The 21,814-nt window shown below is 67.5% G+C and carries 13 protein-coding genes; 1 reads left to right on the top strand and 12 read right to left on the bottom strand.

Annotation, left to right across the window (positions count from 1 at the left end):
* Window positions 1-31: 31 nt before the first annotated feature.
* Genes E1263_RS18525 through E1263_RS18480 form a run of 11 tightly spaced genes read right to left on the bottom strand, consistent with a single transcriptional unit; the run spans window position 32 to window position 16,760 of the window.
* A complete protein-coding gene (locus E1263_RS18525; protein WP_132168981.1) occupies window positions 32-958 on the bottom strand; it encodes a DUF1702 family protein in 927 nt (308 codons plus the stop codon).
* On the bottom strand, window positions 955-1,944 hold the full coding sequence (locus E1263_RS18520) for a DUF1702 family protein (protein WP_132168980.1): 990 nt from the start codon (window positions 1,942-1,944) through the stop codon (window positions 955-957). The genes E1263_RS18525 and E1263_RS18520 overlap by 4 nt, the downstream gene beginning before the upstream one ends.
* A complete protein-coding gene (locus tag E1263_RS18515; RefSeq protein ID WP_132168978.1) occupies window positions 1,941-3,272 on the bottom strand; it encodes a cation:proton antiporter in 1,332 nt (443 codons plus the stop codon). Before E1263_RS18515 ends, E1263_RS18520 begins: the two co-directional genes overlap by 4 nt.
* Entirely contained in the window at window positions 3,269-4,213 is a 945-nt protein-coding gene (locus E1263_RS18510) for a DUF1702 family protein (protein WP_132168976.1), read from the bottom strand. Before E1263_RS18510 ends, E1263_RS18515 begins: the two co-directional genes overlap by 4 nt.
* Window positions 4,210-5,163 carry a DUF1702 family protein gene (locus E1263_RS18505; protein ID WP_132168974.1) on the bottom strand — a complete coding sequence of 318 codons (954 nt, stop codon included), beginning with the start codon at window positions 5,161-5,163 and terminating at the stop codon, window positions 4,210-4,212. Before E1263_RS18505 ends, E1263_RS18510 begins: the two co-directional genes overlap by 4 nt.
* Entirely contained in the window at window positions 5,147-10,681 is a 5,535-nt protein-coding gene (locus E1263_RS18500; protein ID WP_132168972.1) for a type I polyketide synthase, read from the bottom strand. The genes E1263_RS18505 and E1263_RS18500 overlap by 17 nt, the downstream gene beginning before the upstream one ends.
* Window positions 10,659-11,567, bottom strand: a complete 909-nt coding sequence (locus E1263_RS18495) for a thioesterase II family protein (RefSeq protein WP_132168970.1) — start codon at window positions 11,565-11,567, stop codon at window positions 10,659-10,661. The genes E1263_RS18500 and E1263_RS18495 overlap by 23 nt, the downstream gene beginning before the upstream one ends.
* A complete protein-coding gene (locus E1263_RS18490) occupies window positions 11,564-13,276 on the bottom strand; it encodes an NAD(P)/FAD-dependent oxidoreductase (protein WP_132168968.1) in 1,713 nt (570 codons plus the stop codon). Before E1263_RS18490 ends, E1263_RS18495 begins: the two co-directional genes overlap by 4 nt.
* On the bottom strand, window positions 13,273-13,785 hold the full coding sequence (locus E1263_RS43300; protein WP_202868950.1) for a hypothetical protein: 513 nt from the start codon (window positions 13,783-13,785) through the stop codon (window positions 13,273-13,275). The genes E1263_RS18490 and E1263_RS43300 overlap by 4 nt, the downstream gene beginning before the upstream one ends.
* A complete protein-coding gene (locus tag E1263_RS18485) occupies window positions 13,697-14,956 on the bottom strand; it encodes an NAD(P)/FAD-dependent oxidoreductase (protein WP_202868949.1) in 1,260 nt (419 codons plus the stop codon). Before E1263_RS18485 ends, E1263_RS43300 begins: the two co-directional genes overlap by 89 nt.
* The gene (locus E1263_RS18480) at window positions 14,949-16,760 is read right to left on the bottom strand and encodes an NAD(P)/FAD-dependent oxidoreductase (protein WP_132168966.1); all 1,812 of its coding nucleotides are present in this window, start codon (window positions 16,758-16,760) and stop codon (window positions 14,949-14,951) included. The genes E1263_RS18485 and E1263_RS18480 overlap by 8 nt, the downstream gene beginning before the upstream one ends.
* 215 nt (window positions 16,761-16,975) lie before the next feature.
* Between E1263_RS18480 and E1263_RS18475 the strand changes: the two genes are divergently transcribed.
* Window positions 16,976-17,755 (top strand): AfsR/SARP family transcriptional regulator, encoded by a 780-nt coding sequence (locus tag E1263_RS18475; protein WP_165956674.1) that lies wholly within the window; start codon window positions 16,976-16,978, stop codon window positions 17,753-17,755.
* On the opposite strand, the gene E1263_RS18470 is transcribed toward E1263_RS18475, so the two are convergent.
* A complete protein-coding gene (locus E1263_RS18470; RefSeq protein ID WP_202868948.1) occupies window positions 17,718-21,743 on the bottom strand; it encodes a carboxyl transferase domain-containing protein in 4,026 nt (1,341 codons plus the stop codon). The two genes, E1263_RS18475 and E1263_RS18470, sit on opposite strands and share 38 nt — an antisense overlap.
* Window positions 21,744-21,814: the final 71 nt, after the last annotated feature.

The raw sequence follows: 21,814 nt of genomic DNA, 5'->3' as shown, positions 1-21,814 counted from the left end.
GTCGGTTCCTTTCGTTAAGGCGGCGGTCGAGCTAGGCGGCGAGGCTTTGTTCCGTCCGGCGGCGCCAGATCTCGTAGACCGGTTCGACACTCACCACGGGCAGGTTGCGGGCGGCTTCCTCCAGGGCGGCGGACGCCTCCCGACCGCTGCGGCCGCAGTAGATCTGACAAGCCAGGTCGGTATGCGCTGCCTGGTTACCTGCGTGTTCACGGCCCCACGCCGCGGTTGCGGCGCCGCGAGCAAGCTGCGGCTGGAACAGCCGCATCCGGGCCAGCAACGACCGCAGCTCCTCCGGGTCCGCACCCCCGCCGTACGCCGATGCAAGGCCGACACCGCTCCACAAGTCGGCGTGCCGGGCGACCGGGAATCCCCCGATCTGCTGGACCACCCGGTCCACCGAGGCACCGCTGGAGAACCACAGCGCCCGGCCGATCCCCTGGTCGAAGAACCGCCGTCCGTAGTGCGACAACCGGATCGGCACCTCGTGCTGATCGACGAAGCGACTCCGCCGGAAGAACGCCTCGTGGAAGCCGTACCCGTCGGCAGTAACCCAACCCAGCAACGGATCCAGGCCCGCGAGGTTGGCTTCCGGCGTACGGCGAAGTCGGGCGTAGGCAAGCCCGACGCCAACATAGATCGGATAGATGTGAGCCGCCCCCGGCCCGTCGACGAAAGCCTTGAGCCGGTTCTTCCACGGCGCAACCGCATCGAGCGCGGCCAGCCCCATCCCGGCGCCCTCATACGCGAAGCCCTGGAACTCCGGTTCGACCGCGTCGAGCCGCTTCTGCAGTGTGGACAGCCGCGGATCCTCGAGGGTCGCGTGGTACCCCTCCATCAGGTTGATCGCCACCGGCGCGAACCGGTCCCAGGCTGCGGGCGCGAACCCCGGCCGCGAGAACACCGCCTTGGCCGACGGAATCCCGAACATCCGGCGCCGAGCCTGGCCGATGACACTCATGCTCCGACCTCCGTCACGGTGGGCCGGACGACCGGCGTACGGGTCCAGACCTTGCCGATGTTCTGGCGCCACACTTCGTACGCCGGCTCCGGGCCGTCGTGGGTAAGACCGAGGCCGGCCTGATGAGCAATCACCGCGACCGCGTTGGCGTCCTCGCCCCAGATGACGTCGCACGCAAGGTCGGTGTGTTTGGCATTCTGACCGGACTGCTCGCGGAAGATCGACGCAATCGCGCTTCCGACCGCCAGGCTGGACCGGTGCCGGCCGGCGGCCTCGAAGAGGGTCTCGATGGCACCGCGGTCCATCACCCCGGCGGCGTACGCACAGGCCAGGCCGATGCCACTCCAGATGTCGCCCTGCCGGTCGGCCGGGAAACCGTTGATCGTGGCAATGATCCGCTCGACGTTCGCACCGGTCGAGAACCACAGGCTACGGCCGACACCTTGATCGAAGCCGCGCTTGGCGTAGCCCCGGACCGACCTCGGCACCTGGTGCTTCTCGACGGTCTCCTGCCAGGCGAAGAAGCTCTGATAGAACCCGTACCCATCCATCACCAGCCAGCGCAGCAACGGATCCTGCTGCGCGAGGAACCGCTTCGGGCTGATCGGCACCCGCGGCAGCACCAGCCCCGCGCCGATGTAGATCAAACACCGGTACGATGCACCTGGGCCGTGGATGAATTCCGGCAGCCGCTTCTTGTTCGGGAACAGGCTGTCGAGCAGCATCAGGCCCATCCCGGCGCCCTCATAGGCGATTCCGCGGAGCTCGGGTTCGATCGACTCCAGGTGCGGCACGAGCACGCTGTGCCGCGGATCGTCGAGGGTCGTGTAGAAGGTGTCGACCAGGGTGCGGGCGACCGGCTCGAAGGTGAGCCAGGTCTTGTCCATGTCCTCCTGGGCGCCGAACCGCTCGGCGGCCATCTTGGGGAAGGCCTCGGCGGACAGCGGGAAGACCGGCTTGAGCAGCTTTCCGAGTGGCAGTCTCATCGTTCCGCTCCCCTGACCGCCGGCGTCAGATCAACCGCACCGTTGCTATTGGCAACCACAACGGGAGCTGTGGTCTCCGGCTCGGGCAGCTTGCGGAACCGGCCGTAGAAGTGCTGGAACAGCGGCGAGGCCATCAGCGTCGTGACGATCGCCATCATCACCAGGAGGGTAAACAGGGTCGGCGTGATCAGGCCGGCCTGCAACCCGATGTTCAGCAGGATCAGCTCCATCAGGCCGCGGGCGTTCATCAGGCTCCCGATCGCGAGCGCCTCGCGTTTCGGTTCCTTGTTCAGCCGGGCCGCGAAGTAGCAGGCGACGCCCTTTCCGAGCACGGAGGCAACCAGGATCAGCACGCCAAGCGCCAGCAGACCCACGCTGTTGACCAGTCCGATCTGGGTGTTGAGCCCGGAGAAGACGAAGAACAGCGGCAGCAGGAAGTTCGTCACGACCGGTTCCAGCGAGCGCCGGACCTCGGTCGCCACGATGCCCCGCGGCATCGCCACGCCGAGGACGAAGGCACCGAAGATCGCGTAGATGCCGACGAAGTCGGTGAACCAGGCCGCACACATCAGCAGCATCAGGATCACGGCGAACATCGGAGAGCTGACGGTGCCCTGCCGGTCTGCTCGGTCACCGATGAAGCGCTGCAACAGCCGCCGCCCGACCGTCAGGACGGTGAGCACGTACAACAGACCGCCTCCGACCGCGAGGACGGCGATCATCGGGTCGTGCTTGAACACGGCCATCACGATGGCGAACAGGCACCACGAGATCGCGTCGTCGGTCGCCCCCGCAGCCAGTGCGAGCGTGCCGAGCGACGTACCGGACAAACGGCGTTCGAAGATGATCCGCGCGAGCATCGGGAACGCGGTGATCGCGATGGCCGCGCCCATGAAAAGCATTGCCTGCCAAGGCTTCACCCCACCGGCGAAGAACTTCCCGTCGTCCTGGATCAGCAGCAGCGCGACGAGCGATCCGAGGATCAGCGGCACGGTGACACCGGCCAGCGAGATCGAGATCGCGCTCGGCACCCGGTGTCTGATCAGGCTCGTGTCGAAGTCCAGACCGATCAGGAACATGTACAGCACCAGCCCGACCTGACTGGCCGCGTAGAGGATCGTCATCGACGGGCCCTTGGGAAACAGGTCCTGCTGCCAGTTCGGCGCGATCAGCCCAAACAGGGAGGGTCCGAGCAGGACCCCCGCGATCATCTCGCCGACGACCTGCGGCTGCCCGATCCTGCGGGCCAGCAGGCCGACCACCCGGCAGGCGGCCAGGATGATCGCGAGCTGAAGGAAGAAGTGCACGGCCATCTGAGATTGCGTCATGAGTGATCCCCCTGGGACGGATGCGGGAATTGGGAGCGAATGCGCTGCCGCCAGACTTCGTAGGCGGGCTCGATGTCGTCGGTCGGCAGATCGTCCAGTGCGGTCCGGGCGATCTCGGCGGCTTCCTGGCTGTTCAGTCCGCAGATCACGCGCGAGGCGAGCTCGACGGTGTCGCCCGGGTTGCCGACCTGATGGCGCGCGCGGGCGGCGACGACGACCCCCTCGGCCAGCCGCGGCAGATGCCTGCCGGCCAGCGCGCGCAGGGTTTCGAGCGCCTGCTCGTCAACACCACCGGTGTAGCCACAGCCCAGGCCAATCCCGGCCCACAGGTCACCCTGCCGGTACGACGGGAATCCGTCGATCGTGGCGTGCACCCGCTTGGGATCGGCGCCGGTCGCGAACCACAGGCCGCGTCCGACACCGTGGTCGAATGCCCGCAGGCCATAGCCGCTGAGGTGTCGCGGCGTGGCCCGCTCCTGCACGTGCTTGCGGTAGGCGAAGAAGGCTTCGTGGAAGCCGTACCCGTCGAGCACGGCCCAGCCCATCACCGGGTCGTCGAGCTTGCGGCGGAACGGCTCCGGATTGCGGTGCAACCGGGCAAGGCCCATACCGGCGCCCAGGTACACCGCGAAGATGTAGTCGCGCGCAGGTCCCTCGACGAAAGCCAGCGTGCGCTGCTTCCACCGCAGCAGGTCGTCGAGTGCGGCCAGCCCGACCCCCGCGCCCTCATAGGCGAACCCGAGCAGTTCCTCGGGATACGCGTCGAGCTTGGCCGCCAGCTTGTCGCGCCGGGTCACCAGGCTCAGCTCGCAGCATTCGGTGACGGTGAACACGACCTTGCTGAGCCGCTCGGTGGTCGGACCGTCTGCACTGGTCAGGACCGGGACGTCGGTCGGAGTGACCTCGAAGACCGGCCGAAGCAGGGTTCCCACGACGCTCATGCCGGCTCCCCCAGACTCTGTCCAACTGGGCTGAAGACGGCTTCCAGACGATCCTGAAGTACGCCGTACGCCGGTCGTGCCGGGCTGTCCGGCAGATCGCGGAACGCCTCGTCGACGTGCTCGGCCGCCTGCTGGCTCGTCATTCCGCACAGCACCTCGCACGCGAGCTCGGTGCCGGGAATCGGGTTGCCGGCACGGATCCTGCCTTTGGCGACGAACGCCGTACCGACTGCGACGCGGGCGAGATGGCGGCCCGCGGTCTCGCGCAGCTCCTCGACCGCGGCCCGGTCGACACCGCCGACGTACCCGCAGGCAACCCCGACGCCGAGCCAGAGGTCGGGATGCCGATGCGCGGGGAAGGTCGCGATCACTCGCGCGATCTCGCTGATGCCGGCGCCCGACGCGAACCAGATGCTGCGTCCGACGCCCTGGTCGAAGACGCGCCGGCCGAAGGGTGACAGGTGCGATGGGACCCGCTGTGCCTGGACGAACTTGACCGGCTTGAAGAAGCCTTCATGGAACCCGTACCCGTCCATCACCAGCCAGCGCAGGGCAGGGTCGGACAGCTCGGCCAGGAACGGTTCGGGCTTGCGCTTCATCCTGCCCAACGCCTCGCCCGCGCCGATGTGCACCATGTAGATGTGCGCGCTGCCGGGGCCGTCGATGTACTGCTGCAGGCGGGAGCCGGGCAGGAACAGATCCATCCCCGTCAGCCCCATGGCCGCGCCCTCGTAGGCGTAGCCGCGGAACTCCAGCGGAGTCTGGTCGAGCCGCGGGATCAGGTCGTCCAGCCGGTGCCCGTCGAGCACCGCGTGGTATCCGCCGACAGCTGACCGGACAACGGTCTTCAGGTGGTTCCAGTTCGGCGTGTCACCGCGACTGAACCCGGTGGCTTCGCTGTCCGGTACGCCCATGACTGCCCGGCGTAACCGGCTAAGAAGCTGGCTCATGATCCATCCCTTCTTCGCGCTCGAGCTCGGCGAGAAGCGCTTCGAGCTCGTCGGGTGAGGCGCTGGCGAGGAGCTGATCCAGCTCGTCGTCGCTCGGTTCCGCCGCAGCGGGGGCGGTCTCCGGCTGATCGGCCGGGGTCGCTTCGAGGTCGAGCCGCGGCAGGATGCGCGCTGCCAGCTCGACGACACTGACTCCTTGGAGCAGGTCGAGCACCGGGATGTCGACCCGGAGCATGATGTCGATCCGGGCCTTCACCTCGACGGCCATCATCGAGTCGATGCCGAGGTTGCTCAGGTTCTCTTCGTCTCCGAGATCGGCCGCATCCAGGTTGAGCACGGTGGCCGCGATGTCTCGCAGCAGGCCACGGAGCAGCGTCTCGCGTTCCTCCTCGGAGGCCTGCCGGATGCCGTCCAGGATCGAGTCCGCGTCGACCGCCGACTCCGACGACTGCTCGTCGCCGCTGCTGACGCCGAGCTCGGCGAACATCGGCGGAAGCTGAGCACCGATCGATGCCGCCCGGGCAGCCGGCCAGTCGACGGTGATCGCCACCAGATGGGCCGGGCGCTGGCTGAGGACTCGCGCCAGGATCTGGGTGCCCGCCTCCGGGGTGATCAGTTCGATGCCGCGGCGCGCGTACATCTGCTCGAGCTGCAGCTTCTCGACCATGCCGATCGACCAGGGCCCCCAGCCGATCGTCAACGCCGGCAGACCTTGCCTGCGCCGGTGGGCCGCCAAGCCGTCCAGGAACGCATTGGCTGCGGCGTAGTTCGCTTGGCCCGCCGAAGCGATCACCGATCCGGTGGAACCGAACAGGACAAAGAAGTCCAGCGGTACGTCGGCGAACAGCCGGTGCAGCAGCCAACCTGCCCGCAGCTTCGGCCGCAGGACCCGGTCGAACGACTCCCGCGTCATCCGGACCATCAGCTCGTCCTCGACCACGCCTGCGGTGTGGATGAGGCCGCTGATCGGAGGCAGGTGGTTCCGCTGGTGGTCGTCGTACCAGCTGTGCAGTTGATCCTCGTCCGCCGAGTCGACCGCGACGCACGACACTGTCGCGCCGCTCGTCTCGAGCTTCAGAAGCTGGTCGATCAGCCCACGCTGTGGATGGTCGGCCGGCAGCTCACGCCAGGTGTCCCGGGTCGGTACGGCGGTCCTTGCCATCAACACGACATGGCGTGCACCGCGATCCACCAGGAAGCGAGCGACGAGGAGCCCGAGGGTTCCAAGCCCGCCGGTGATCACGTAGCTGCCGTTGGGTCGCAGGCGGACCGGGAACGGAGGGGTGAGGTGCGTACTCGGCGCGAGCCGGGCCACGAACCGTTGGCCGTTGCGGTAGGCAACCTGATCCTCACCGGCGGCCGCGTCGATCTCCGCGATCAACTGCTCGGCGTCATCGCCGGGCCCGAGGTCGACGAGTCCGCCCCACAGACTCGGGAACTCCTGGTGGCCGACCAGCCGGCCGATCCCCCACATCGGGGCCTGCGCCACCGCAACCGGTCCACCATCGATCGCCTGGGCCTGTCGCGTCACCAGCCACACCTGCGCCAGTTGGTGATTGAGCTCTGCGGCCAGTGCATGCATGAGGTTGAGCACCGAGACCGAACCGAGCAGCTGGCTGTCCTCCAGTGCGTCCACCGAGATGTCGGCACCGAACGGCGCATCGAGGCTCCACAGGTGCAGGACCTTCCCGACCGACACCTCTTGCCCCAGCTTGTGGAACAGCTGCTTGTACTGGTCTGCATCCGCCGGGTTGAGAACGTAACCGCCGGTCTCGGTCTCGGTCAGTTTCGGCACGGCGTTGTGCTCGACAGAGATCACCTGACGGCCGGCCGCCCGCAGGCGCCGGACGGCGTCACCGGACGAATCGGTGAACACAACCCAGGTGGCGGAGTCCGGCTCCGTGGCCGGCTCGGCGTCGAGCGGCTGCTCTCGCCAGGACAGCTCGTGCAGATTGCGATCCAGACGATCGAGGCTCTGGTTCGACGCGGCCTGCAACGACTGCGCGCGGAAGCCACGGATCTCGGCCAGCACCGTGCCGTCGGCGGCGCAGAGGGCAAGGTCGCTGACCACGACCCGGGCATCGGCCTGGACCACCTCGGCGACGACGAACATCTCGTCCTGTGCCGGCTCGTGGATGACGATACTGTCCACGCCGACTGGCAGGTACGGCGTACCGGGACCGTCGCCCTGCGGCGTCGCCGCCGTCAGCAGGACCTGGAAGGCGGCGTCGATCAACGCCGGGTGGAACCGGTACGACGAAAGGTCGTCGCGGATCTGCTCGGGGACAGTAACCCGGCCGACGGCCGAGCCCGGTCCGCTGACGATGTCCTGCACTGCTTGGAACACCGGCCCGTACTCGAATCCCATCTGCCGGGACCGGTCGTAGAAGTCGTCCCGCGACACGTTGTTGTCGCAGGCCGCCCGCGCTGCCTCCAGATCCCGTCGGGCCGGCGCAGTCGTCCGTCGGCCGAGCTGCGCGGTGGCGTGGATTGTCCACGTCCGATCACCCGAAACAGTGGCGGTGTAGCCGGCGATCTCGACTCGCCCCGACTCTTGGTGAAGGGTCGTCCGCAACCTCGGGTCGGCGGTCTCCGGCAGTACGACGGCCTTGCGGAACTCGAGATTCTCGACCGTGTAGCAGTCGTCGCCGTACACCTCGTGAGCCGCGGCCAGCGCCATCTCGATCATCGCGGCGCCCGGGACGAGAGTGGTGCCCTGGATCCGGTGATCGGCAAGGTAGGGGAGCACGCCGACACCGAATTCACGTTCCCAGGCAGGCTGACTGCCGCTGACCCGCTGGCCGAGCAACGGATGGACCTCCGTGTAATGGCGGTCCTCACGCGCCTCGACCGACTCGTTCCAGTAGCGCTTCTTCTGCCACGGGTACGTCGGCAGCTGAATGTGCGCGCCGTCGCCGTAGAAGGCTTCCCACTTCACGTCCTGCCCATGGGCATAGAGCGATCCGAGCGATCCGAGCAGGACGGCGTCGTCCTCCTCGTCCCGGCGCAGCGACGGCACGACCAGCACCTCTGCCTGCTGCTCGGCAGCGAGCTCCTTCATCGACCCGGCCAGCACCGGGTGCGGGCCGATCTCGACGAAGTGGGTGAAGCCGTCGGCAAGCATCTCCCGGAACGCGGACGCGAACAGCACGGTCGCACGGACGTTCTGCCACCAGTAGTGCGCATTCACACCGGCGCCGTCGATCGTCGTACCGGTCACTGTGGAGTAGAGCGGGACGGTCGCGGACTTGGCGGTCAGGTCCGCGAGCCCGGCTTGCAGGTCGTCACGCAGCGGGTCCATGCAGTGGCTGTGGTACGGCACCTTCACAGCAAGGAACTTGTGGAAGACGCCGAAGGTCTCCAGCTGCGCGGCCATGCTCTCCAAGATCGCCGCGTCGCCGGACAGCGTGACCGCCGACGGACTGTTGATCGCGGCAACGGATACCAGTGGTCCGGCGTCGGCAACTGCCTTGTCGAGCGTCTCCGGGGTGAGTCCGACCGCGAGCATCCGGCCGGTGCCGGTGGCCCGCTGCTGCAGACTGCTGCGGTAGTAGTTCACCTTCACGGCGTCCTCGAACGACAGCACGCCGGACAAGTACTGCGCGGCGACCTCGCCGGTGCTGTGACCGACGATGCCGTCGGGCTCGATGCCCCACATCCGCCACATCGCCGCCAGACCGACCTGTACGGCGAAGTTCGCCGTCTGAGCGATCCGTGTCTCGGCCATCTGCGACGCGTCCTCGGTGGCGAGCATCTCGTCGAGCAGCGACCAGTCGGTGTACTTGCGCAGCTCTTTGTCACATCGCTCGACCGCTGCCCGGAACACCGGCTCTGTGGTCAGTAGTTGCCGAGCCATCGCCCACCATTGCGGACCCATACCGGAGAAGACGAACGCGAGCTTGGGCCTGCCGCCCGCGGCAGCCCGGCCGGATGTCACGCCCTTGGTCGCGCGGCCGGCGCTGAACTCACGCAGGTACTTGGTGGCGTCGGCCGGTGTCGACGCGACGACGGCGAGCCGGTGCTCGTGGTGGCTTCGGCGCAGGCTGGTGGTGTGTCCGACGTCCTGCAGATGTACGGCGTTCTCGGACAGGTGTTCGGCTGTCGATGCGGCAGCTGCGGTGAGTGCTTCGGGCGAGCGTCCCGACAGCGGGATCAGGTAGCGCCGGTCGTGTGGCCGCCGAGTCGGAGCCACCTCGGCGGGTGGTCCTTCGAGGACGACGTGTGCGTTGGTGCCGCCGAACCCGAACGAGTTCACTCCCGCGAAGCGCGGTCCCGAGGTCTCCGGCCAGTTGCCGAGCTGCGTCTGCACCCGGAGCCCGAGCTGATCGAAGTCGATGGCCGGGTTGGGATCGTTGAAGTGCAGCTGGCCAGGGATCTGGCCGTGCTTGAGGGACAGCGCGGTCTTGATCAGCCCGGCCACACCGGCGGCGGCCTCGAGGTGACCGATGTTCGTCTTGACCGAGCCGATGACCACCCGGTCGGTGTCGGCACGACCTGCACCGACGACGCGCCCGATAGCGCCTGCCTCGATCGGGTCGCCGACGGGCGTTCCGGTTCCGTGGGCTTCGACGTACTGGACGTCGCGAGGTGCGATGCCGGCCCGCTGGTACGCCGCGCGCATCGCGGTCGCCTGTGAATCGCCGTTCGGCACGGTGATCCCGTTGGTGTGCCCGTCCTGCGACACCGAGCTACCGCGGATCAGTGCATAGATCGGGTCGCCATTGCGCTGCGCATCACGCAGCGGCTTGAGTACGACGATCCCCGCGCCCTCGCCGCGGGCGTAGCCGTTGGCCGCCGCGCTGAACGCCTTCGAGCGGCCGTCGGGTGCGAGGAATCCGCCCTTGGACTCGGCAATCGTCATGTTCGGCGCGATCATGACGTTCACCCCGCCGGCCAGCGCCATCGAGCACTCGCCGTTCGCGATCGCCTGTGCTGCCAGGTGGACGGCGACCAGCGAACCCGAACACGCGGTGTCGACTGCGAGGCTGGGTCCCTTGAAGTCGAAGGAGTACGACAGCCGGTTGGCCAGCATCGTCATCATCATGCCGGTGGCCGAGTGGGTCTGGAGTTCGTAGCGGCTGTAGATGCCGTAGTTCTGGAGCAGTTGGTAGTCGAGGGTGAAGCCGCCCATGAAGACGCCCACGTCGGTCCCCGCCAGCTCGTCCGCGACCTGGCCGCCGTCCTCCATGGCCTCCCAGGCCACCTGCAGCAACAGGCGCTGCTGCGGGTCCAGCCAGATGGCTTCGCGCGGCGAGATGCCGAAGAACTGCGCGTCGAACTCGTCGATGCGGTCCAGGAAGCCGCCGTGGAACGTGCTCATCTTGCCGAGCTTGCCGCCGGCCGGATCGTAGAACTTGCCCGTCTCCCAGCGGTCGGCCGGCAGGTCCCGGGTGGCGTCGGTTCCGTTGCACAGCAGGTCCCAGAAGGCTCCGGGGCCGTTCGCACCAGGAAACTGGCAGCCGATTCCTACGATCGCGATCGGTTCGCGGGATCGGTCAGCCGGCGATCGGTCGGTCATGGACGTGTTTCCCTTCCTTTAGGTGCACAGTTGTGAGTGCGGTGGCCCTCAGGTCGCGGACCAGCTCGGCGAGCAGCAGGTCCTGCGCGCTGTGCAGGAAGAAATGCGAACCGGGGATCATCGCCAGCCGGAACGGGCCGTCCACCTGGTCCTGCCAGGGCTCCAGATCGCTCCGGCCCACCCGCACGTCCTGGTGTCCCCCGAAGACGGACAACGGCATCCGCAGCGGCGGCTGGGCGTCGTACTCGTAGGTGTCGCACAGCTCGAAGTCCGCCCGCAGGGTGGGCAGCAGCGCGCGCATCAGTTCGTCGTTCTCGAGAACCTGTTGCGGCGTTCCCTCCTTGAGCAGAACGGTCTTCAGCACCTCGTCCGGCAAGTGGTAGATCTTGATGTTCGGGTTGGCCAGCTGCGGGGCCCGGAACGCGGCCAGGAACAGGTGCGCGGGCTCGGGGTCACCGGCGCTCCGCAACCGTCGGGCGAGTTCGAACGCGACGAGCGCACCCATGCTGTGCCCGAAGAACACGAACGGCTGATCCAGATGCGGACGAATCGCTTCGTGCAACGCGTCGATGACCGGACCCATCCGCCGTACCGGCTGCTCTCCTACGCGGGTCTCCCGGCCGGGCAGCTGCGCCGCCCACACGTCGACATCGGCCGGCAGACCGTCGGTCCAACCGCGGAAGATCGAGGCACCGCTCCCGGCGTACGAGAAACAGAACATCCGGACGCCCGGCGCATCACCCCGCGAGAACCGCGTCAGCCATGGCGTCTCCGCGCGGGCCGGCTCGGCCCGGAGGCGAGCCAGCAGCTGCGCGCGCTTGTCGGTCGGCAGCCGGGTGATCCGCTCGTGCAGCAAGGAGTCTTCCGGGAGCGTGTTCGCGGTCATCGGCTGTCTCCGGTACCGGTCTCGACCGTTGGTCTGAGGGTGATCCAGTGGTCGTCGACCGGGTTAGCGGGGTGCTCGGCTTCGTAGACGCCGACCAGCGACATCAGAATTTCGTCCTTGCGCCAGCGCTGCGCCTGGTCCTGCTTGGCGTGGTTGCCGGTGTCGGCCTCGAACTCCGCGAGAACGGTGGCGATCATCTGGCCGGACAACTGGTCGATGAACCGGACGTTCTCGTCGAAGCGCTCCTGCAGATCGGTCTCGCCGAGATCGGCGGTCATGCCGATGTGCAGCCGCGGCATGAAGTCGAAGTCGTAGAAGCGGGTGAACTGGGCCTGGTCCGGCGACGCCTCGTCCACCGCGCCCCACTCCCGGAAGAACCGCTGAACCTCCTTGCTGGTGGTCCCGAAGCGGGCCAGGTTCATCAGCAGGCCCGGGTGGTCGGCCAGTACCCGCCACTTGTCCTGGAAGAAGAGCAGACCCGGCACCGCCCAGTAGACGGCCGTGTCCCAGACGACCTTGCAGGTCATCACCCGGGCGTTGCCCATCAGCGGATACTGGTTCTCGTAGATGGTCAGCCAGCCGTCGGTGAGCAGGAAGAACACCGTGTTGTGGATCGCCGCGAGCTCCTCGACGTCCTCGCCGTCGAGCGACCGGCCGACCAGGTCCGCAATCAGACCGTTGCTGATGGCAATCAGATCCAGGCCCGGTGAGTAGAACGGGTCCAGGAAGACGCCGGCCTCTCCGGCCAGGCACCAGCGGTCACCGGAGAACACCTGCTCACTGCTGTAGGCGTAGTCCCGCATGATCCGGAAGTCCTGCAGTTTGTCGCGGTGCTCGTCGATCATCCGCGCGCACTGCGGCTCGTGTTCGGTCAGCCACTGCATCGCCCGGTCGAAGGTGTTCATCTCCCCGAACGGGTGCACGTCGGCGTCGGTGACGATGCCGATACTGATCCCGCCGGAACCGAGCCGGATCAGCCAGACCCAGTAGCCGGGTCCCATCAGATGGTTGGTGGACAGCTCGCGCCGCCCCTCGACGACCCGGCCGCGCCAGTCCGGGTCGTCGGACCACAGGTCGATGTCGATCGGGTGGGCGATCCGGAACCAGACGGCGTTCGCCCGGTGGCCGACCTTCTTCGCCAGGCCCAGCTTGCGCTTGAGCAGCCCGCTCCGCCCGGTCCCGTCCACGATCCACTTGGCCCGGATCTCGCCGGCCACGGCATCTGCGTCGCGAACGGTGATCCGGTGATGATCGGATTCCGGCTCCAGCTCGACGGCCTCGACCTTCACGCCGGACAGGAAGTCGACACCGCCGTCCACGAGGATCCGGCCGAGGGCGTTCTCCAGCCGGCCACGGTCGAGCTGATAGGTGCCGACCGCGCCAGGCGGACGAACCGAGTGGCCGAGCTCGACCCGGCGGGTGATGTCGTCGTTGCCTTCGTTCGAGAAGAAGACCCGCAGACCGAACTTGTCCAGCTGCTCGGTCCGCAGGTGCTCCTGCAGGCCCAGTACCTGGCGCAGGTAGTACCCGGCGATCTCGACGGTGGACTCCCCCACCTTGTGCGTCGTCTCCGGCACCGGATGGTTCTGACGTTCCAGTACGGCGATCCGCGTCCCCGGCCGTTGCTTGTGCAGTTGCAGGGCCAGCGTCAGACCGGCCACGCCCCCACCGAGGATCGCAACATCGACGTCGGTCGGCAGGCCGGTCACGACGCCACCGCCGCGGGCTCGCTGCCGAGCGTGATCCAGGCGCTGTCGATCGGGTTGATCACTTCGTACTCACGGAACCGCGCAACGACCTCCTGCAGCAACTCGTCGGCATTCCACCGATCGACCTGCGCCGGAGCAATGCCCTGGGCCGTGAGCTGGTCGATGACCGTGGTGACCAACTGACCGGCCAACTGCTCCAGCAGGATCACGTTCTTGGTGAACTGGTCCTCGAGCTCCTCGTCCGGCAGGCCTGCCGCCATCCCGTTGTGCAGATCGACGATCCAGTCCAGCAGGCTGTAGGGGTCGGCGAAGGTGTCCGAGGCCGGCTCGCAATCGACCGCGTGCCACTCGCGCAGGAACTGCTGGACCCGGGTGTGCAGCTCCCAGGTCCGCTGCAGATTCCCGAAGGCGCGGGGGCTCTCACCGAGCCGGCGAAGCTTGTCGTGGAAGAACAGCAGCCCCGGCACGGCCCAGTAGATGATCGTGTCCCAGATGACCTTCGCGACCATCACCTTCGGGTTGCCCATCAACGGGTACTGGTTCTCGTACGCGACCAGCCAGATGTCGCTCAGGACGAGATACACCTGGTTGTGGGCGGCAGCAATGTCCTCGATGTCCTCGCCGCGCCGGTCCCGGGCGACGAGGTCGGTGATCAGGCCGTTGCTGATCGCCATCAGGTCGCCGCCGGACGAGTACAGCGGGTCGATCGAGACCCCCCGCCTCGCCGGTCAGGCACCAGCGGTTCTCCGAGTACACCTGCTGACAGCTGTACGCGTAGTCCTTCATCACCCGGAAGTCCTGGATCTTGTCGCGGTGCGCCAGAACCTCCGCGGCACACTGCGGCTCGTGCTCCACCAGCCAGTCCAGGGCCCGATCGAGGGTGTTGAAGTCCTGGAAGGTGTGCGCGCTGTCCTCGGCAACGATCCCGACGCTCGTGGATCCCGAGGACAGCGGAATCAACCAGACCCAATAGCCCGGCCCCATCAGGTGGTTGGTCGAGAGCCTCCGCTGGCCATCGCAGACGCGCTCCTGCCAGGCCTCGTCGGCCGACCAGCCCTGGACGTCGACCTGGTGCGCGATCCGGAACCAGACCGAGTTCGCCCGGTGCGCGACCGGCTTGGCCAGGTCGAGTTTGCGCTTCAGCAGTCCGGCCCGGCCGGTCGCGTCCACGACCCAGCGGGCCGCAATACGGTGCGAGCCGTCGTCGTCGTGGTACTCGACGATGTGGTCGCTGCCGTCCTCGGAGAGTTCGACCCCACTCACCTTGCTGTGGACGAAGCTGACCCCCTGCTCGGCGATCACCTCGCCCAGGTGGTTCTCGAGGCGGCCGCGGTCCAGCTGGTACGACGGCAGCGGGGCGGCCGCGACCTGGCCGTACTCGACCCGATGCGCGATCTCCTTGTTGCCGTCGTGGCTGAAGAACATCCGCAGGCCGAACTTGTGCAACTGCTCGTGGGTGAGGTGGTCCTCGAGCCCGAGCACGTCGCGCAGGTAGTGCGCCTGCACCTCGACGCTGGACTCGCCGACCTTGTGGGCGGCCTCGGCGACCGGATGCTGCTTGCGCTCGATCACCGTGACCTCGAGGCCGGGATCGGTCTGCTTGAGCTGCAGCGCCAGGGTCAGTCCGGTGATCCCGCCGCCGAGAATGGCGACGTCGTAGTGGCCGGCGATGTCAGGCATAGGTCACCTCTTCGATGGTCGATACGTGGTTGGTCGCGCTGCCGGCTCCGAGGACCATCCAGCCCTCGCTGGTCGGGTTGCGGCGCCGGTCGCGCCGATAGGCGGCGACCAGTTCGCCGATCAGCGGGTCGCGCTGCCAGGCCTGGATCTGGGCGACCACGTGGTCGTCCTCGTACCGGCCGCCGTGGGTCTCGATGACCGTGCTGATCAGCTGGCCCGCGAGCTGCTCGAACAGCCGCGTGTTGGCTGCGAACCGCTCGGCGAACTGGGCGTCGGTCAGCTCGTCGGCCATCCCGCCGTGCAGCTTCACCATGAAGTTCAGCGGCGAGTACAGATCCACGAACCGTGGTTCGAGCTCGCGGTCCTCGATCCCGGCCCACTCGCGGAAGAACGCCTGGACCCGGTTGCTGACACCGGTGAGCCGGGCCAGATCGTTCGCGACCGTCGGGCTGGTCGCGACCCGGCGGAACCGGTCCTGGAAGAACAGCAACCCGAACACGCCCCAGTAGAAGGCCGTGTCCCAGATGACCTTCGAGCTCATCACCGTGGCATTGCCCATCAGCGAGTACTGGTTCTCGTAGATCGCCAGCCAGATCTCGGCGATCCGCCGGAACAGGGAGTCGTGGATCGCGGCCGCCGCCGTGACGTCTTCGCCGTCCAGCGAGCGGCCGACCAGGTCGACCACCAGACTGTTGCCGATGGCAATCAGATCCAGCCCGGGCGAGTAAAGCGGGTCGAGGAAGATCCCGGACTCGCCGGTGAGGCACCAGCGGCCGTTGCCGTCGAACACCTGGTCGCAGCTGTACGAGTAGTCCTTCATGACCCGGAAGTCCTGCACCTTGTCGAGGTGCTGCCGGAGCTCCGCGTGGCACTGCGGCTCGTGCTCGGCCAGCCAGACCAGCGCGCGTTCCAGGGTGTTGAACTCGTCGAAGCTGTGCCGCTTGGCGTCGGCGACGATGCCGATGCTGATCGACCCCGAGGCCAGCCGGATCAGCCAGACCCAGTACCCCGGGCCCATCAGGTGATTGGTCGACAACTCGCGCCGGCCCTCGACCCGTCCCTGCCAGTCGGCATCGTCGGTCCAGGTGCTGACGTCGATCGGGTGACCGACCCGGAACCAGGCTGCGTTCGCCGCATGGCCGACCTCCTTCTGCAGACCGAGCTTGCGCTGCAGCAGATGGTTGCGACCGGTCGCATCGACCACCCAGCCGGCCGACACTTCACGCTCCTCGTCGCCCACGCTCACCCGGAGGCGGTGCTGCGTCCCCTCCGCGGCGAGATCGATCTGCTGGACCCGGCTCCCCGTCACGAGTTCGACGTCCTGCTCGACGCACAGCCGGCCGAGTTCGTTCTCGAGCCGCCCTCGATCGAGCTGGTACGTCGCATGCGGCGGAAAGACCGAGCTGCCGAGCTCGACGCGCTGGGTGATGTCGGTGTTGTCGTGGTTGGAGAAGAACATCCGGAGGCCGAACTTCCGGATCTGCCGCTGTTCGAGATGCTCGCCGAGCCCGAGAACGTCCCGGAGGTAGTGCGCGGCGATCTCGACCGTCGACTCGCCCACCTTGTGGGTCGTCTCCGGCACCGGATGCTCCAGCCGCTCCACCACGAGGAGGCGGAGCTGGGGCCGAACCTTTCGCAGATGTAAGGCCAGGGTCAGGCCGGCCACGCCGCCGCCCATGATTACTACGTCGTAATGGTTCGGACCGGTGGTCTCGGCGGCAGGCTTGGCCTTCAGCGCCTCGAGCAATTGGGCCCGCTTCGCTGCGGGCAAATCGGCAATCCGGACTCGGGTCTGTCGCGTCATCGCATCCCCCTTGTCGTCATCTGAGTAACAGGCTGACGGCTTGCGATTACGCGCGACTTACCTGATCTGGAAGGTAATGCGCAGTGGCCCCGGAAATGACCGGGAACCGTAGTACGCTCATCGCTCGGAGTAACTCGTTCGACCGGGCGCGAAACTCCCTTACCCTTTGTCATTTGGAGGCTACGGTGGGTGTCCGGTCAGAGAATCAAACGTTCGTGCCTCAGCAGCCCTTTCAGGCCTGGCTCTTCGGCCCTTTCCGGGTGGTCCGCGGCAGTACCGAGATCACCGATCAGGCCTGGACCCGGAAAAGCGCACGAACACTCCTGAAATGGTTCCTGCTGAATCCCGGACAGCCGTTCACCGCGACCGAACTCTGTGCCGTCCTGTGGCCCGGCGGAAACGGAAAGTCCAGCACCAAGAATCTGCACGTGACGCTGCATTACCTGCGCCGCGTTCTCGATCCGGATTCACCCAGCCGCAGTCCGTCCCGATTTGTCCGGACCGATGCGACCGGGCGCTACTCGTTCAACGAGAACGACTGGTGGACCGACGTCGGCGAGGTGGAGTGGCTGTGGCGATCGGTCCAGGCGAGCGCCGAGCGCGACGATCACGACGCAGCGATCGCGACGCTGCTGCAGCTCGTCGACCACTACCAGCGCGGCTTCCTGCCGGAGGAGTTGTACGAGGACGCCTTCGCCCATTTCCGCGATCTCCACGAGCGCAAGCACGACGAGGCGCTGCATGCCCTCCTCAAGCTGTACGGCGATCGCAGCCGTCGCTACGAGGTGCTGGCCTTCGCGCAGCGGATCCTGGACCGCGATCCGTACTCCGAGTGCGCGGTCACGGCCCTGGTCGAGGTGCACCTGGCCCAAGGCAACCTCGCCGCCGCGATGTCGGAGCTGGACGGCTTCGTGCAGACGCTGAGAGACGACCTGGGCATGCAGCCGAGCCCACGGGTCATTGCGCTTCGGCGGCGGCTGTCCGCATCGAACTGACCCGGCTGCATTCCAGCGGGGCAAGTCCCTTTTCGACGGCCCTGATGATGGCCGGCCGGAGCTGGTCCGGCGCAATCACAGCGTCGACAGACCCCACCGCGACCGCGCGGTCGACGTCGTGGACCCGATCGAACTCGTGCGCGAGATCGTCGAGCATCTGCGCCTGAACGGAATCCCGGACATCCGCGAGGTCCAGGCCGATCCGCAACCGCTCCGGCCCGGTGATCGACTGCAGATCAGCCTCGAGAGCTGCGACGCGGCCGTCGACCCGAGCGCGTCGCCGTGCCTCACCGGACAGTACGACGTTCGCTGCCGGAGCGCCCCCGATCACCGAGGCCCGTGCACCGGCAACGGCCAGCACGGTCAGATTCGGATTGAGTCGCTTGGAGAAGACGACGAAGGCGCCCCCGTGGTAGCGACCCACGACGCAGAACACGATCGGCCCTCGGAAGTTCACCACCGCGCGGCCGATCTCGGCGCCGTACTCCAGCTGCAGATTTCGCAGCGAGTCCGGAGAGCCGTCGAAACCGGCCAGGTTGGCAAGCACCACGAGCGGGCGGTTTCCGGAGGCGGCATTGATGGCCCGCGCGAGTTTCTTCGACGCCTGCGGGAACAGCGTTGCGGCGCTGTACAACGGCGGTCCGTCCGCGGGAACGACGCCCTGCCTATGCGTCGGCCGCGACTCCACGCCGACAAGGCAGACGGCATGCCCACCGAGGCGAGCGTCCAGGACGACCGCATTCTGCGCGTCGGCCATGTCGGCCCAGCGCTCCAGCGGGGTCGAGTCCTGGTCGATGACCGCACGCATCACCGTCCGGATGTCGAAGGCCTTCTTGCGATCCGGGTTGTGCTCGACCGAGAAGATCTCGCCCACCGTCCGGAAGTCGCAACCGTCGACGGCATGGGGGTACTCGCTGATGTCCCGATCGGCCGGGTCGACGGTCGGCACCCACCGTGGCCCGGTCTCACCAGGCTCGACGTACGTGTGGTCGTAATGCCGTAGCAGCAGACCCGCCGCGCCGGCCAGGTCCCGGGCCCAGTACTGGCCTTGCCCGTTCGGGCCCATGACGCGGGCGTAGCCGCCGATGCCCACCTCGCTGTCGGCCGAGACCGCGCCGGAGAAATCGAGCGATCGTTTGCCGGTCAGCACCATCGCGCTCATCGGCGTCATGATCAGCACTCCCCTGGTGTGCATGAGCATCGTCGCCTCGGCGTTCCAGTACGGCTGCGCACCGACATTGATCCCTGCGGCCACGACATTCAGCTCACCGCCGGCCTGCGTGAACTCGACGATCCTGCGCAAGGCAGCGGCCACCCAGTCCATGTTCTCCGTGCCGGAGTCCATCGAGATCCGCGCCCCGGAGGACAGCGCGAACCATTCGACCGGCACACCGAGCCGCTCGGCAAGGTCGATGGCAGCGATGATCCGGCGGCATTCCGGCTCGGCGACCGCACCCAGCGCACGAGTCGAGTCACCGCACATCAGTACTCGGGTCATCCCCTCGGGATACGCGGGCGTCACCGTCGTGACCAGCCCGACGACGATCCCGGCGGCGCCGCGGGGACGATCCACCGGGACTAGATCCCCCAGCGCGTCGAGGTCGAGCTCCGTGAAAGAGCCTTCCGCTCCGGCGAGAAACGCTCCCAGGCTGTGCGGACTGGAATACCCACGTGCACTCGCCTGCCTGGTTCGCAGACCGTCCGCATCGAACGGCTGCAGCGGCTCATCCAGATCCTCAGCATCGGAGACCACCGGCGCGCGGCTCAGCGGATCAAGTGTCAGTCGCCGGCTCGGCCGCCCGGACAGGATCAGTTCTTCCAGGTCCGGATCGTCGACGAGCGCCGCCAGTTCGTCGATCTCCTGGTATTCGGCACCGTGGATCCAGAGGTGGACGCGGCCTGGACGAGCGTGCCCTGTGGCCCGGGCCACCCGCACCGCAGCCATGCATTCTTTGACGACCTGTACGACGCCGTTCGAGTCGTCCACCTCGCCGATCGCTACCAACCGGCGATCGGACGGGTTGTCAGCTGCCACGCAGTCGTACAGCAGCACATCTGACGGCAGGCGCTTGACCTGGAACAGCTCCAGCCGATCCGGCCGATCGACGGCCGGACCCCGCATCGATCGCTCGTACCAAAGGTGGCGGACCGCCAGGGCAAGATCCCGAAGGTCCCGCGCTCGCCCCTGCTCGGACAGCCGGTCGAGGACTGCCCGTGCCCCTGTCTCACTTGAGGGGCTCTCGTGGAGCCAGCGCTGGAGCACCGCGGCGGCCACCTGCTTGGCCGTCGAGTCGTGCCGGCGATGTGCCCTGCAGATTCGGAGGAGCAGATCGGCCGACGGTGGTGCCGCAACGCCGTACCAGGACGACAGGCATTCGAGCCGGCTCCGGAGTCCGTCGTCCAAGGTGTGCGATCGCAGGTAGTGGTGAAACGCGTCATCACGGAGGAACAGATCGCCCAGATCGGCGTACACGGCCAGGAGGTTGATCTCTTCGGCGCAAGGCGGACCACCAGACGCCATCCGGTACGCCGCCAGTCCAGCACTCGTGATCGCTTCGTCGGCATCGAATCCGAGGATCTGCGCCAGCATCTCGTCGTACCGGCCGGGCCGCGAACTCGGTTGGCCGGCTCCGCCCAGGACCTCGTCGGTCGCCGGCCGCTGAGCTTCCAGCAGAACCGACCCGACGCGAACCAACGGAGCGCCGTACGCGACCTGCGCTCCGGGCCGGACGTACCACTCCCCGACCTCGCAGTCGAACGGCGCGCGGACCACCGACTCGAGCTTCATCGACTCCAGTACGGCGAGCGGCGTACCGGCCACGACACGCTTGCCCGCAGCAACGGACTGCTGAACGACGATGGCCGGGATCGGCGAGCGCAGGATCGACCCGTCGCGGTGCTCGATCCGGATCGGATGACCCCCGACCTCGACCAGCTCGAAGCCCGCATGCGCCGAGGTGACGACGAGGATCGCTGAGTCGTCCATGGTCAGCCGTCGCCGGAACGGGTCCAGGCTTTCGACGTGCACCTCGACGTCGGCGGCGCCGGCCTCGCTCTGGATGGAGAGGTGATAGATGTCCTCGGCTCGCTGGAGCACGTGCACGTGATAGGTGATTCCGTCGAGCCCTAGATGCACGGTGTGCCCGTCGTCCGCCCCCAGCGCAGGCAGCCCACGCGCGGCAGTGTCCAGGAATGTCGCCACGTCCTCGGCGAGCGCCCGGGCGTACGCCTCAACTGCCGCGGTAACCAGCGCGACCCGGCCGGCAGTCCGCGGACGACCATCCGTGAGCTCCGTCAAGAGCTCGCCCTTGGTGGTGGTTGCGCCGTCTGCGACAACCGTCGTACTGGCCACGGCGCGTCCCAGGCGCGCGACTGCCTCGTGCGCAGTCGCGCCGTACGCGGTGATCCGCGCCAGCACGGGGCGCCCCAGGGCACACACCGCATCACCTTGAGAGACACCGGGGTCGACGTGGATTCCCGCGCCGCCGGGCAACTCCAGCAGACGTATCCGGCGACCGAGCTCTGACCCGTTGTCCAGGTCAACCAGCTGCAGTTGCGCCGTGGCGACGAATGCTGACGGCATCACGACGGGAGTGACCGAGGGCAGGCCAACGGCGTTCCTCAGCTGATCGATGCCAACGGCAACAACCGGGCCAACGACGACTCCCGGTACGACGGGCTCACCGCCGAACAGCGGGATGCCGAGAGCCCGGCAGGCTTCTCGTGTGCTGTCTTCCTGCTCGGGCCAACCGCCGTACCAGACGGCGTCTGCGGCTGCGTCTATCAGCACCTGCAGCAGAGTGGACGACCCGAACTCCACAGCAACGTCGGCATCGCGGACGAAGCGCGCGGACCGGTCCTCTCTGAGGTGGAGCACGACCGCACGCACCTGCCGATCCGGCGGCAGGTCCGCATTCAGGTCACGGACGGCACGGATCGCCTGCAGGGCGGGGGCTCCCCGCCCGATGATTACGAGGCACCTGAGCACATGACCTCCTCACAGCGGATGTTCTGCCACCATCCGCTCGGCGACTTACGCGCGGCCTATCTCCGGCGTAA

The organism is Kribbella antibiotica, from assembly GCF_004349055.1.
Classification (GTDB): domain Bacteria; phylum Actinomycetota; class Actinomycetes; order Propionibacteriales; family Kribbellaceae; genus Kribbella; species Kribbella antibiotica.
The sequence above is the reverse complement of the archived record's forward strand: the minus strand, read 5'-3'. Positions and strand labels throughout refer to the sequence as shown.